Source organism: Vulcanisaeta sp. JCM 14467 (assembly GCF_001316245.1).
GTDB lineage: Archaea > Thermoproteota > Thermoprotei > Thermoproteales > Thermocladiaceae > Vulcanisaeta.
In genome coordinates this window covers 60989-73463 of record NZ_BBDM01000001.1, presented here as the reverse complement: position 1 = coordinate 73463, position 12475 = coordinate 60989, and the positions used below count along the sequence as shown (strand labels likewise).

Annotated in this window: 16 protein-coding genes and 1 pseudogene; 8 read left to right on the top strand and 9 right to left on the bottom strand. The window is 46.6% G+C overall.

The window, feature by feature from the left end:
* Positions 1–16 precede the first annotated feature (16 nt).
* Positions 17–487 carry an APC family permease gene (locus JCM14467_RS14440; protein ID WP_252900233.1) on the bottom strand — a complete coding sequence of 157 codons (471 nt, stop codon included), beginning with the start codon at positions 485–487 and terminating at the stop codon, positions 17–19.
* Between the two features lie 127 nt (positions 488–614).
* On the opposite strand from JCM14467_RS14440, the gene JCM14467_RS00405 reads away from it, so the two are divergent.
* The gene (locus JCM14467_RS00405; RefSeq protein ID WP_054848727.1) at positions 615–1172 is read left to right on the top strand and encodes a DUF4382 domain-containing protein; all 558 of its coding nucleotides are present in this window, start codon (positions 615–617) and stop codon (positions 1170–1172) included.
* Positions 1173–1315: 143 nt separating this feature from the next.
* Positions 1316–1615 (top strand): winged helix-turn-helix domain-containing protein, encoded by a 300-nt coding sequence (locus tag JCM14467_RS00400; RefSeq protein WP_054848726.1) that lies wholly within the window; start codon positions 1316–1318, stop codon positions 1613–1615.
* Here JCM14467_RS00400 and JCM14467_RS00395 read toward each other — a convergent pair.
* Complete coding sequence (locus JCM14467_RS00395; protein ID WP_252900232.1) at positions 1565–2170, bottom strand: helix-turn-helix transcriptional regulator; 606 nt, start codon at positions 2168–2170, stop codon at positions 1565–1567. The genes JCM14467_RS00400 and JCM14467_RS00395 overlap by 51 nt on opposite strands.
* Positions 2171–2265: 95 nt before the next feature.
* Here JCM14467_RS00395 and JCM14467_RS00390 point away from each other — a divergent pair, with 95 nt between their 5' ends.
* The 4 genes from JCM14467_RS00390 to JCM14467_RS00375 all read left to right on the top strand — a co-directional run bounded on the left by JCM14467_RS00390 (position 2266) and on the right by JCM14467_RS00375 (position 7046).
* Positions 2266–3753: a cobyric acid synthase gene (locus tag JCM14467_RS00390; protein ID WP_054848724.1), complete on the top strand. Its 1488-nt coding sequence runs from the start codon at positions 2266–2268 to the stop codon at positions 3751–3753.
* 78 nt (positions 3754–3831) lie between these two features.
* A complete protein-coding gene (locus JCM14467_RS00385) occupies positions 3832–4905 on the top strand; it encodes an asparagine synthetase A (RefSeq protein ID WP_054848723.1) in 1074 nt (357 codons plus the stop codon).
* Positions 4906–5006: 101 nt separating this feature from the next.
* On the top strand, positions 5007–6158 hold the full coding sequence (locus tag JCM14467_RS00380) for a cobalamin-independent methionine synthase II family protein (protein WP_054848722.1): 1152 nt from the start codon (positions 5007–5009) through the stop codon (positions 6156–6158).
* Positions 6159–6449: 291 nt separating this feature from the next.
* Positions 6450–7046: a MarC family protein gene (locus JCM14467_RS00375; RefSeq protein WP_252900231.1), complete on the top strand. Its 597-nt coding sequence runs from the start codon at positions 6450–6452 to the stop codon at positions 7044–7046.
* Here JCM14467_RS00375 and JCM14467_RS00370 read toward each other — a convergent pair.
* Complete coding sequence (locus JCM14467_RS00370) at positions 7043–7858, bottom strand: hypothetical protein (protein ID WP_054848720.1); 816 nt, start codon at positions 7856–7858, stop codon at positions 7043–7045. The two genes, JCM14467_RS00375 and JCM14467_RS00370, sit on opposite strands and share 4 nt — an antisense overlap.
* Before the next feature lie 85 nt (positions 7859–7943).
* Here JCM14467_RS00370 and JCM14467_RS14435 point away from each other — a divergent pair, with 85 nt between their 5' ends.
* Together JCM14467_RS14435 and JCM14467_RS14430 are read left to right on the top strand one after the other, a co-directional pair.
* Positions 7944–8222 (top strand): hypothetical protein, encoded by a 279-nt coding sequence (locus JCM14467_RS14435; RefSeq protein WP_252900230.1) that lies wholly within the window; start codon positions 7944–7946, stop codon positions 8220–8222.
* Between the two features lie 71 nt (positions 8223–8293).
* Positions 8294–8467, top strand: coding sequence for a hypothetical protein (locus JCM14467_RS14430; RefSeq protein ID WP_252900229.1), 174 nt, complete (start codon positions 8294–8296; stop codon positions 8465–8467).
* A gap of 11 nt (positions 8468–8478) precedes the next feature.
* Here JCM14467_RS14430 and JCM14467_RS00360 read toward each other — a convergent pair whose 3' ends face one another.
* The 6 genes and pseudogenes from JCM14467_RS00360 to JCM14467_RS14420 form a co-directional block, all read right to left on the bottom strand.
* Entirely contained in the window at positions 8479–8928 is a 450-nt protein-coding gene (locus JCM14467_RS00360; protein WP_054848719.1) for a nucleotidyltransferase domain-containing protein, read from the bottom strand.
* Positions 8901–9275 carry a HEPN domain-containing protein gene (locus tag JCM14467_RS00355; RefSeq protein ID WP_252900228.1) on the bottom strand — a complete coding sequence of 125 codons (375 nt, stop codon included), beginning with the start codon at positions 9273–9275 and terminating at the stop codon, positions 8901–8903. Before JCM14467_RS00355 ends, JCM14467_RS00360 begins: the two co-directional genes overlap by 28 nt.
* Positions 9276–9355: 80 nt before the next feature.
* Positions 9356–11068, bottom strand: a pseudogene (locus tag JCM14467_RS00350) (radical SAM protein).
* Positions 11069–11085: 17 nt separating this feature from the next.
* Positions 11086–11916, bottom strand: coding sequence for a thioredoxin family protein (locus tag JCM14467_RS00345; protein ID WP_252900227.1), 831 nt, complete (start codon positions 11914–11916; stop codon positions 11086–11088).
* Between the two features lie 58 nt (positions 11917–11974).
* A complete protein-coding gene (locus JCM14467_RS14425) occupies positions 11975–12238 on the bottom strand; it encodes a hypothetical protein (protein WP_252900226.1) in 264 nt (87 codons plus the stop codon).
* Positions 12232–12450, bottom strand: coding sequence for a hypothetical protein (locus tag JCM14467_RS14420; RefSeq protein WP_252900225.1), 219 nt, complete (start codon positions 12448–12450; stop codon positions 12232–12234). The genes JCM14467_RS14425 and JCM14467_RS14420 overlap by 7 nt, the downstream gene beginning before the upstream one ends.
* Positions 12451–12475: the final 25 nt, after the last annotated feature.

The following is a 12475-nucleotide window of genomic DNA, read 5'->3' as shown; positions in this document are numbered from 1 at the left end:
CCAAGCAGGTCAATCATTAGTAGGGATAGGTTAAATCGCGCGGAGCCTTTATGCCGAGTATGTTTATGATCATTACAATCACTATGATTAATACCGATAATACGGAGTTCATGGGCCATCGTGAGGCAGGGGGAAATACTACGCTGAGGTAATTAACAGTGCCCAGCGCGCCGTAGGCTATCATCAATATTTGGTCAAAGCTTAACAACCAACCTGCGATGAAGCCCAGGGTATTACCAAGCTCCCGCCTAATGTAGTAATAAGCACCGCCTGTCCTGGGTATCGCACTACCAAACTCTGCATATGCCAGCCCAACTAGCCATAACGATAAAGACCCCAGGAGCATAGTTACTGGTAACAAAGGTCCTGAGTTGAGGGCAACAATGCCTAGTGTGAAGTAGTAGGTTGATGATACGTCTGAATAACCAAGAGCCAGTAACTCCGGTGTGCTTAGATCCCTCTTTAGCCAAGTGGCTTTCTCGCTCATTAAGGGTATACTCACTTAGTTTCAAGTGGTTTAAAAGTAATGGACGAAGCCTTCCACGGGCATTTCACGGCCGTTTCCTCAATATACCTTTTATTAAATCATGAAATCGCAAACATCGGTGATCTAGGTGAGGGGTTGGGTCATAGGCCTAGTACTGGTTATAGTGGTAATAATAGGAGTGGTTGCCTACCTAATGCTTAGTGGGCATGGCATAGGCGGCATAAGCATGACTAGCGCACCAACAAGCCAGGTATATGTTTACTTAAGCGATAAGCCTGTGAAGGTTGATCACCTATACGTAACGATAAGTAAAATAGCCCTCCACAGGGAGGGCGGCGGTAACAATACCTGGGTAACCTGCAGCCTAACCCAAACAACCTTTGACCTGGCTCAGCTTGTCAATACCAGTCAACTTGCTGCTCAATGCTCGCTAACTAATGGCACATACAACATAATACGCCTATACGTCACCAGCGTTCAAGCAATTGTTAATGGGCAAACCTATAATTGCACGTTACCAAGTGGTAAGTTTGAGGTACCCCTTGGGCCAAATCCCATTGTTGTTAATGGCACGAGTTACGACGTAAATGTGGACTTCGGCGCGGTAAATAACGTGGTCGTTACCGGCAATGGTAAGTGCATAGTAGTGCCGGTCATACACGCATCGGTTAGGAAGCACTCGTAAAAACGCCTAATTAATCAAAAATCAACTCAAAATCACAATCACTTTTGCGGCATTTTTCCAGAGTGTTGCGATAAGGTTGCCGTTTAGTTGCCTGTGCGCCTTTACGATATGGTTAAAGACTGTTGCAGAGACTATACCCCTTGATGTACAGGAAGAAGCCGAGGACCAGGGTTGAGATTTACGCCGATATAATGTTGTCCCTGGATAAAATGGGTAGTTGCGATAGGTTGAGTAGGCTTGCAATGATGGTTGGCGTGCCCTATGATAGGTTGATACGCTACTTAAATGAGCTTAAGAACCTGGGCTTAGTTAGGTGGGAGCCATACTCAGGGGTTTACCTGACTAAGAAGGGTCTCGAGACATTGATTAACGCCCAAAGCAATAGGGATAACCTAGTCCTTATTCTTACCGAGCTTGTCCAGGGTGTTAAAACCGTTACGTAAAATCAAGACATTAGTAACGCCAGCCCTCCTTCTCTCAATAACCCCCTTAGCCTCAAGTCTCTTCACAAGCCTGGAAACCTGGTACTTACTAAGCCCCAACTCACGCCCTAGCTCCGCCTGTGTCATCATGCCACCCCTCTTACGTATTACCTGCAACGCTCTCCTCTCTAGGTTTGAGAGTGCGATAGTACTTATGGCATTAACGCCATTGTCATGATCATTGACGGTATTCACGATTAAATTACCCTGATAGGAATTATGCACATTATTATACTTACTACTGCTCATTATTGAGGAGTAAATGAGTATTGATGCTAGGGATGATAAAACAGCCGTTAATATCATGCTGAGTATGATGTCATATGCAAGGACAGGGCTTGTAAATGGTATCGACCCAATGATCCTCAGCACGCCGTCAGGTTCAACGGCGACTATAGGCACCCTAAGGCTTAGGAATAGGTTGTCGTAGAGCTTAATGATTAGATATATGGATAACGCCATTAGAGCCATGCCAACCCACAACCTATAATTCCTCATAGTCGTCCACTCGGTCATGCGATTATCACTTAATAATTGTTTGTGCTAAAGTACTTAAATTTTCTTCCTTAGGTAAGGTAAGGTTTATTGCCTAATCATCCATGGCGCCTTTAATGAATGTATTCATGGCATCAACAATGAGCGATTCAGGAAAGACCGCTATAACCGGCGCATTACTAAGGATCCTCAGCACCAGGGGCTTTAACGCAGCACCATTTAAGGCGCAGAACATGTCCCTCAACAGTTACCCATCTATTGAGGGCGGTGAGATAGCCCTGGCCCAGGCAATGCAGGCCTACGCAGCAGGTATACTGCCCAGTATTTATCATAACCCAATCCTGATAAAGCCCATGACGAATGATAAGGCCGAGTACGTAATACTCGGTAAACCCAGGGCCCAGCTATCCTTCAACGAATACCTTAGCAATAATTCCATTCGTCGTCTCGCAGTTAATGCCGTTAAAACCAGTATACGTAAATTAACTGAGGAATACGATATAGTAGTTGGTGAGGGTGCGGGATCCGCCTATGAACCAAACCTCGCCAGTAAGGACCTGGCCAATTTTAGGTCCGCCGAGTGGCTTAATGCCAACGTCTTCGTGATCCTTGACATAGATAGAGGCGGCTCATTCATCCAGGGTCTTGGCCTAATGCAGTCATTACCACCAAGGTGGAGAAAATTGGTTAAGGGCTTCATAATCAATAAGTTTAGAGGTGATGAGAGACTACTTAACGCTGCTATAAAGTGGCTTGAGGAGAAGACGGGTAAGCCTGTCCTTGGGGTTTTACCCTATGTTGATGATCTATGGCTATGGCCCGAGGATTCCATGGACCTTAGGCCGATTGGTAATGGACCACTGGACATAGCGTTAATTGCCTACCCATATATCTCCAATTTTAACGATATATACCCACTAATACTTGAGGATGACGTCACAGTAAGGATAGTTAAGAGCCCGAGGGAGCTTGGTGAGCCTCACCTCGTTATATTGCCTGGTTCTAAGAATGTAGTTGCAAGCCTCGAGTGGATGAGGAGGGTTAGCTTGGATAAGGCGTTAATGAGGATTAAGGGTTCAGCCGTTATTTTAGGCATATGCGGTGGCTTCCAGGCCATGGGTAGGGTATTGAGTGACCCATACGGTATCGAGGCTGGCGCACCAGGTAGTTACGATGGGCTTGGCCTTATTGATGTTAACACGGTCTATGGCGTTGATAAGGTCGTATCGCTATCAAGGGCTATTGGGTTGAGGGGTGGGTTGGAGGGTGTTGAGGTTAGGGGTTATGAGATACATAGGGGTGTTCCGCAGTACGTGGGTGATGAGCCGCTGGTGGTGATTAGGGAGAGGAATGGGAGGCCTGTGGAGCAGGTGGATGGGGTGTTTAGGGAGAGGGACTTGGTAATTGGGATTACATTGCACGATTCATTGGGTGATCCTAACTTTAGGAATTTCGTGCTAAACCTGGCTAGGGAAGTCGCTGGACTGCCCAAGCGTGCTTCATCCAGTCTTTCGAGCATTGATTTATTGATTAAGCAAATTGACAAATTCTCTTCAATAATCAAGGATAAGTTAGACATTGATTTCATGATTAATAATAAGTAATACGTTATTATTATCACGAACTTTGTTGTTATTTTTTTAAGGCATATTTAAAAGGGCAATTAACCCTGAAACTAACGTATGGATAAGTGGCCTGAGAGGAAGGAGCCCTACTTCCACCCTGCAGTTCTAGAGTTTGAGAAGATGGTTAGCGACCAGGGTAAGTATCTTGAGTTTCTCAGGGAGTGGCTTGCGCACTCATGGAGGTGGGCTAGGGAGGAAAAGTATAAGCTTGTCTTTAAGGTCCAGGCCGAAATAATAGATGCCCTTAGGGACTTCCTTAACTCGAGGGGCTTTGCCGAGGTTCTAGCGCCAATAATCGGGCCTGTGACTGATCCAGGGATTAGGGGTGCTAAGCAGGCTACGGTGGACTTCTACGGCATGGAGTACAAGGTCATGTCAAGTGCCATACTCTATAAGCAGTACATGGCAGCGTCACTCGGCAAGATATACTTCCTAAGCCCCAACATTAGGTTCGAACCAAATGACAGCGTCTTCACCGGTAGGCACCTCGTGGAGTTTTATCAACTCGATCTTGAGGTTTACGGAGCAACGTACGATGACGTGATGAATTTGGCGGAGGACATGATAATATACGTGATCAAGAGGGTTAAGGATAACTACGGTAAGGAACTTGAGACGAAGCTCAATAGACAGTTACCGGATATCAGGAAGCCCTTTAGGAGGTACACGCATAGGGAGGCTGTGGAGCTCGTTAATGAGCTTGGCTGTAAGAATCCACCGAACACGGAGATTAGGTGGGAGTGCGAGAAGCTCTTATCGGCCTATCACGAGAATCCACTCTTCATAATTGACTACCCAAAGGGCGCCAGGGGATTCTATGATAGAGAGGATCCGCAAAGGCCGGGCATACTAAGGGACTTTGACATGTTATACCCAGAGGGCTTTGGTGAGGCGATTAGTGGTGCTGAGCGTGAGTACGAGCCGGTCAAGGTCATTGCTAGGATGAGGGAGGGTGGTGAGGACCCGAATAAGTATAGGTGGTACCTCGAGATGCTTAAGGAGTTCTACCCACTTAAGACTGCGGGCTTTGGCATAGGCGTGGAGAGACTTACGAGGTATGTGTGCGGGTTGAGGGCTGTTTGGGAGGCTAGGCCATACCCAAAGGTTGCTGGTATTGGGCCTGCGCCGTAGGTATTACTTTTTCAATAGTAATATAGGTTCCTAAAATAATTAGAGCGGTCCCATAGGTTCTGGCGTAATACTTTATAAACTAAGTAATCCGCATTATGGTAATGCAGGAGCTAACCTTCACAACATCCGTGGTTGGTAGCTTCCCAAGGCCAAAGTGGCTTGTCGAGGCCTTTGATAGGTACAATAAGGGTGAGATAAGTAGGGAGGAGCTTGATGAGTACCTTGACGATGCCGTAAAACTAACCGTCAAGGAGGAGGAGCTCGCAGGCTTAGACGTCATTACTGACGGTGAGCAGAGGAGGACTAGCTTCGTGGCCTTTGTCGGCCAGAAGATACCTGGGTTTAAGCTTATCTACGTGACTGATATAAACCCAAGGGCAATAGAAATAATGAAGCAATACAAGGCCCAGTTAACCTACTGGAGGGCTGTGGCCGTTGAGCAGATTAGGGACTCCGTAATAGCCCTTGATGAATTCAAGTTCACCAGGTCAGTCACGGATAGGAGGGTTAAGGTCACGCTACCAAGCCCATACCTAATCATGTGGGAGACCTGGGACGCTAAGTACTCAAAGCAGGTGTACCCACAGCCCGAGGACCTTGCCCAGGACTACATAAAGGTGCTTAGGCAGGAAATAATTAGGCTTAGGGATGCGGGTGTGGACTTCATACAACTTGATGAACCAATGCTTGGCGATTTAGTGGAGGCTAAGGAGAATGAGCCAGATAGGTATAGGAAGGTCATTGAGGCAATACATGGGCAGAAGTACAGGGGCTTCAAGAACGAGCTCTACCTAGCCAGGGACCTAATAAACGAGACAATAAAGGGGATTGACGGGGTCAGGATTGGGATGCACATGGATAGGTGGCCAAACCCAGACTCGCCACTCTACGGCATTGGTTTCGAGAGGTTGGCACCTGAGGTTTATGACATAAAGGTTAGGCAGTACGTCCTTGAGTACGCAAGCCCAGGCAGTGGTGACCCAGCAGTATTCGCCAAGGACTTACCGAGCGATAAGGAGCTCGGCCTCGGCGTGATTGACGTCAGGAATCCGCAGGTTGAGGATCCGCAAACCGTTGTGCAGAGGGTTGAGAGGGTTCTTAAGGTTCTTGATCCTAAAAGGGTGTGGCTTAACCCAGACTGCGGCTTCGCACCTGGCATGTATAGGAAGTTCGAGAGGAGGATAGCCTTCGCCAAGGTACGTGCAATGGTTGAGGCAGCAAAGATTTTAAGGAGTAAGTACGGCGAGAAGTGAGGACCTTAAAGTGATGAGTACGGACCGGCTCGATCAAAATGAAGAACACCATCCTTACTGATTAGTCGATTCCCGAATCAGATAGGATACCCATCGTCACTGCTCAGTTCCCAATTCATCATCACTAATTACTAAATGCCGCAAGGACTATAAGTAGGTTTTTACGCATTAAATTTGTATTGGCGATCGGTGAGCCCCTTGCCCCCCACTGAGCATAGTGATGATAATACTCAGGGAGTTAGTGAAAGATTTTAAGCTAATAGGCGTTTTATTTGCCGTGCCTGGAGCCTAGTGAATATTCTCAGCATGACTGGGCAGTTGATAGCCATTCTCAACCCAATAGGTGCAATACCAACACTCTCCATCTACATAATCAACATGGAGCAGGAGCAGTTGAGGAGGGTTTATAGGCTGGTCGGTATTAGCGTGCCGCTGCTAATGGTAATATTCGCTGTAGGTGGTAGGTACATACTGCAGGCCTTTGGCGTTAACCTCGATGCCTTCAGGATAGCGGGTGGAGTGCTGCTGATGGGTGTGGCCATGGAGACGCTCATGGCCGGTGGTCCCAGGGCTGTTGGTACTGTTAAGGAGCCTGAGGAGTTTGTCCTCGTGCCTATAGTTACGCCGTTACTCGTGGGTCCAGGGACCATTACCGAGTTAATACTATTCTCGGCGCTATACCCAATCTACGAGGTGTTAATAGCCGCGTTATTAAGCTCGGCATTTACATACGTTGTGATTAGGTTCTCCCAACCACTACTTAGGAAGCTTGGTAGTAACACGCTTAAGGTCCTTGGTAGGTTCATGAGCTTGATAATTGCGGCCCTCGCCATAGGGATGATACTAACTGGGGTAACCAACTACATAGAGTCACTACACATTGCCTAATGCCCATAAACACTTGGCTGAGTGGTCTCATCACTGCTGTTGTTTCTTCTTCCCATACAGCTTATAGGCCTTATGATGCTGGCCACTTGGAAGACCTTGAAGGCTATTTCCGAGTTATCCTGCCACCACCAGCGCTTGGCAATCTCAATAACCCTCTCTAACTCCTCAATACTCATTTGCTCGGGGTCCTTGGAGAACACGGATTTAATGAAGTCAAGCTCCTCCTTACTAATTGGGTTAGCCCTAACCATGCTAATAACCCTACTAACCTCATTACTTAAAACCCTAACCTCATCCTGCGTGAAGAGGCCCTTAAGGCCCATGTACTCTATCAACAACGTATTAATGTTAACAACCGCCGACTTAAGGCCATCCCCTAATTCGATCATTCTATTCTCCAGGCTATTCATCCTATTCTCTAAGTTTATCATCCTATTCTCCAGGTTGTTCATTCGATTCTCTAGGTTAATCATTCTATTTTCCAGATTATTCATTCTGTTCTCTAAATTATTCATCCTATTCTCCAACTTATCCATTCTATTCTCCAAGTCATTCATCCTGCTCTCTAGGCTACTCATTCTACTCTCCAAACTACCTACCCTACTTTCTAAGTTACTCATTCTATTCTCTAAATTACTCACCCTACCCTCCAGCTTGGCCTCCACTTCCTTAATTCTATTGCTCAATCTCTCCTCTAGAACTTGAAACCTCCAATCAATACTCTCGAGTCTCCTGCCCAGCCAATACGTAAATGTTGCCAGGTAAGCCACTATCGTGACTAGCAAGCCAATTATGTATATGAATTCATCCACAGTAATAATAACCGAGTCCCATTAATAAACTTATGGTTATTCAGTCGGTCTAATGCTTTTGAACCAAGCCACTAACCCATTAATAATGAGTGAGCCAGTGCCGATACATGCCGAGGGGATATTCATAATGGGTATTGATGGTGGTGTTTGGGAAGACCTAATCTTCGAGTACCTGGACAGGGACCATTACTACAGGGGTTTAATGAGGAGTAGGGAGACCCTGCTCAACGAGTTGAGGACGGTCATGAGTAACATGCAGGGTTTTCTCGATGAGGAGACCATAAAGATAAACGGCGAGGTCGTCAGGGCTAGGGTTGTCGATATTAGCCTCGGCTTTAGGGCTCATTCGATAGGCCATACCTAGAGTTCTACATTTACTTCAAGGGCAACCTTAAGCGTGGTGTTAATAAGTATGAGGATTACTATGAGGAGGAGGTGGCTGAGTATGATTATGAGATTGTTTGGCTATTCCCGCCTGGCTTCAAAATACTTGATTATGAGTTTGCCGGTGAGGGATCAATAATGGGTAATGGAAACATACTGAGACTAATGGTCAAGAAGGGCCTCAGGGTTGGCAATTATGAAAGCATTACGTTTGAGGTCCCCTAGGTCTAATACGATTATTCGTTCTCATTACTGTAACGGTTATAACAGGGGTTTCTCCGGCATCGTCCACCAACATTAACCCTCCTAATCACCCCTTCATTGACAGCCTTCCTGAATACTTCTCTCAACTTCCCAAAGGTACCGTCATCATAAATCACTATGCCGTAATCCAACGCATCGTACAATGCAATGGAGCCCCTATTCATTAACCTCCTAACTTCATCAATAGTATATGGGAAGACCTCGAGGGCAATTTCCGAGTTCCAACAGATTGTGAAATCACGAACCCGCTCAAGGAAGCCCCTTTCGGACCTCGGGATTATGATCAGCAAATCAACATCACTATCAATTAACCAGTCACCCCTTGCCCGTGAGCCGAAAAGTACGACTGAGTTAATCCTACGACCATGCTCAACTAGGCATTGAATGTACCTCCTTAACTCATTAATAACCTCCTCACCCATTCAATCACCCTAGATGCAGACTCTACACAATGCTCGGCCTCCCTCCTTGAGTAAACCTCACTGGGCACGCCATTGGCAGCATCTGGGTAACGGGCAACTAGGTAGTGCGGGTTTAGATCCCTAAGGTCATCAAGCACGTCATTAATCGCAATACCACCATTTCTCAATTTCTCAGCCAGTTCCAGTAGGTTATGGGTCTTTGGCGGTAACATTCTAAGCCTTGCTATTACTAACGCCCTCAATGCCTTCTCGACAGCTTGATGTGAGTGAAATGCTGCATAATTTAGGTAGCCTATTTCAAGTAGGTGCCGTGCTAATTCGAGCTCCTTGATTGCCTCCTTGAACACTGCTCCGCCTCCTCACGCATTCCTTAATTTATTTAGCATAAGACCCTTTATAACTGTATAACTGTTGGTTTAGTAAGGATTTATAATACCAGGTACCTACTTAATTCCTGATTACTACCTATTATACTCTTCAACTGCTCATAACTCCTTATCGGCCTTGACGCAATTATCCTATTCAGCACGTCCCTGCTCATGCTTGGTACGTACTTGAGTAATCGCTTTGGCGCCTCATTGACGCTGACTGGGTAGGGCACGCCAATCACCGACCTAAAGCCATGCTCAGAAACGACCACGTCAATCCACCTACCAAGCTCGAGCCTGGCGGGTATGTAGATGAGTAGTGGGTATGAACCTACCTGCCTGGCGTACGTGCCGTTACCGTAATGAGTCTCCGTGTATACCTTCCTTAACACCGTGCCTTTGGGTACGATCCTCCTCAGCACCTCATGGTCGAAGTACCTCCTGACCCAGTACTTGAAGGCCAGGAAGTACTTCCTATGGTCTAAGTAACTGCCTAATGTCATCCGCCTGGCTCCATAGGGGCGTTGGTTGTAGTACAAGTACCTGCCTAATATTGACCCTCCTAACCCAAACATCATCATTGAGTAATCTCTTGAGGAATTCAATGTTCAACCTAAAGGTCTCCCTAGTCTCGCCGGGTAGCCCAATGACGAAGTTAATGCCCGGCAGCAACTCCGGCATACCATTCCAGCCCCTAGCCCTACCTAACTCACTGATTGTCCTAATCGCGAAGTACGCCTCGTCAGGCATTACCTTGAGGTTGTTCAACTTAACAACCCTTGGGTCTGCGGTTTCAACACCCATGGCCGCCACGTCACCCGGCGTGTGGTACTTCATAAGTATCTTCGTAACTTCAATACTCTCTCTGGGCCAGTGGTAGATAGTGCCTGGATTTACATTATCAATGTGGAGGGTCTCCAATTCCGGCGCCACATTCCTTATACCGGCGAGTAGGTTCTTTATAGCTCAGGGTTTGGCCTTGGATACTCTAGCTTGCCCGTGTCATGGGCCATATACGTGTAGAAATCGGCTTGTCTGCCAAGCCTGAAGTGCCTAACCCCGAGGTTGTACAAAGCCCTGACCTCCTCGATGATTGCCCTGGCATCCCTATACTTAACTGGGCCGTATCTAACGGTGGCGCAGAAGGAGCAGCCGCTGGTTATGTACCTTGGGCAGGACTTGTACGTCTCGAGTTCAATTATTAAGTTCTTACCGTAATTCGGGTGCTGGGTGACTATGCCCGCACCTAATACCGCGAATTGGTTAATCAATGAGTAATCAATGTGTACCAGAGCTGGCGAGACCTTTGATGATTGGTAGTTATTTCTCAACAACTCATAAACCACCAGATCAACATCGCCAGTGACCACTAGGTCATAATACCTCTGGAATCTGCTCCTCGGTATTGCCACCGTGCCCCCCGCGGAGCCATAGCCGAACCTAGCCACTGGGCCACCAAGGATCTTAATTGGCTGTGTGACTACGTTTGCGACCTTCTCTATCTCCTCGAGCTTTATCGGCTCGCCACCAAGGTACTTACCGGGCGTTACAATGCCGGCTATGACCACAAGTAATCTAGCCTCGTTAGTCACTTTGACGAAATCCGCCCAATTAGCCCTGGCCTGATCGATTGTGAAGTACTTAACGTCTATGGACCTATCGACACTCCATACTGCACCAGCCACGTAGCGTGGATAAACATCTAGGTACGGTGGTACTCCAAGCCCAGCTGGCTCATCCGTGTAGCCATCGAGTATTACTACCCTATCCATGTACTCATGAGGTTAGATTATTGGGCATTCTTAATGCTTTTTATGGCGTTATCAATAACCTCTATGTACTCTGAGTCGCTGAATATGTTTGTCTGCTCCTCAATCACTTGCCTCATGTAATCATCAAAGGTGTGGCTCATGTACTCATAAACCCTCTCAACCTTCTCCCTAAACCTCTCATTACTAATTGGGTACACCCTAAGGCCAACCCTACCAAGGGCGCTGCGTACTATCATCCAATGGGCAATGACCTCCCTACTGTATAGTTTAGAAACCTCGTCCCAACCGAGGAACTTACCATGTAGCCAATAAATCTCTCTGGCGAAATTCTTCGTTATCACGGCCAGGAACTTATCCTCTCTCCTCCTTATGAACTCCCTACAGGCATTACCATCGCTCAAGTACTTACGTAACTCATTATATGCCTCATCACGATTACTATACACGGTTATGTTCATTATCGCCATTGTGAATTCCCTATCCCTGAGGAAGGCATCGCAATCCTCATTCACATAAAGCCACAGCGCAGTCGCCACACTATCAAGGACTCCCCTGAAGAACCTCTCCTCAAGCTCATCCAGATCACCCTCAAACCTATTGCTTGAATACTCACCATCAAGTAAGACCTTAAGTCTCTTAAAATCGACGACGCCAGCAAATACTAACTCGCCATTAATGAATATGCTCGGCACAGACCTAACGCCTCTCTCCATTGCGGTGTAGGGGTCCTTAGACGTGTCAATTATCCTAACCCTGTCTAGGTAGCCCCACTGTCTCAGTAGTCTAATTAACGTATGGCATGTACTGCATGTTGGGTGCACGAATATTTCAATATTAGGTGCGCTCACGGTATCGTGATTAGCAATTATTCCCTTTTTAAATTAATAGCGATTCACAATAAATTCTTCATCCTGTCTCATTAATACCTAGCGACTTGAGCAATGTCGTTGCGTTACTACTTAGGTAAACACCATCTTGAACACTAATTGCCTGTAATGACTGGGTTATGTTTATGGGTGCTGAGTATCCACTAATGCTCAATATCGTAAACACGCTTAACCTTATCAGAAGTGGTACTCCATCCTGCGTCATGCAGACCTCGCTTGTTACATTTACAGGTACTGAGCCGAGACCTGCCTGGATAGCGCTTGGCATCACATTACCTAGCATTGTGGTGTTCCTCGATATGTAACAGTAGCGTTATAGCCAAGTATTTTCTGCGTACTGATTAATGTGAATGATGATGAATTAACTATGGGGAGCGCCAAGTATACTAGGTTAAATGTTTGGTTCGTGGGTGTACAACCAGCGTATAGTGGCTCAGCTATGCATTGAATCATGGTTCCATTACTTAACTGCGTGGTCACTATGTACAGGCTCATTTGTGGAGCACTGGTTGTGGTGACT

Coding starts and splice junctions, on each gene's coding strand:
- JCM14467_RS00395 (WP_252900232.1), bottom strand. CDS start 2,170: ATGACCGAGTGGACGACTATGAGGAATTATAGGTTGTGGGTTGGCATG.
- JCM14467_RS14440 (WP_252900233.1), bottom strand. CDS start 487: ATGAGCGAGAAAGCCACTTGGCTAAAGAGGGATCTAAGCACACCGGAG.
- JCM14467_RS00360 (WP_054848719.1), bottom strand. CDS start 8,928: ATGGGTGAGGAGGTTATTAATGAGTTAAGGAGGTACATTCAATGCCTA.
- JCM14467_RS14435 (WP_252900230.1), top strand. CDS start 7,944: ATGAGTGAGCCAGTGCCGATACATGCCGAGGGGATATTCATAATGGGT.
- JCM14467_RS14420 (WP_252900225.1), bottom strand. CDS start 12,450: ATGAGCCTGTACATAGTGACCACGCAGTTAAGTAATGGAACCATGATT.
- JCM14467_RS00400 (WP_054848726.1), top strand. CDS start 1,316: ATGTACAGGAAGAAGCCGAGGACCAGGGTTGAGATTTACGCCGATATA.
- JCM14467_RS14425 (WP_252900226.1), bottom strand. CDS start 12,238: ATGCTAGGTAATGTGATGCCAAGCGCTATCCAGGCAGGTCTCGGCTCA.
- JCM14467_RS00380 (WP_054848722.1), top strand. CDS start 5,007: ATGCAGGAGCTAACCTTCACAACATCCGTGGTTGGTAGCTTCCCAAGG.
- JCM14467_RS00390 (WP_054848724.1), top strand. CDS start 2,266: ATGAATGTATTCATGGCATCAACAATGAGCGATTCAGGAAAGACCGCT.
- JCM14467_RS00385 (WP_054848723.1), top strand. CDS start 3,832: ATGGATAAGTGGCCTGAGAGGAAGGAGCCCTACTTCCACCCTGCAGTT.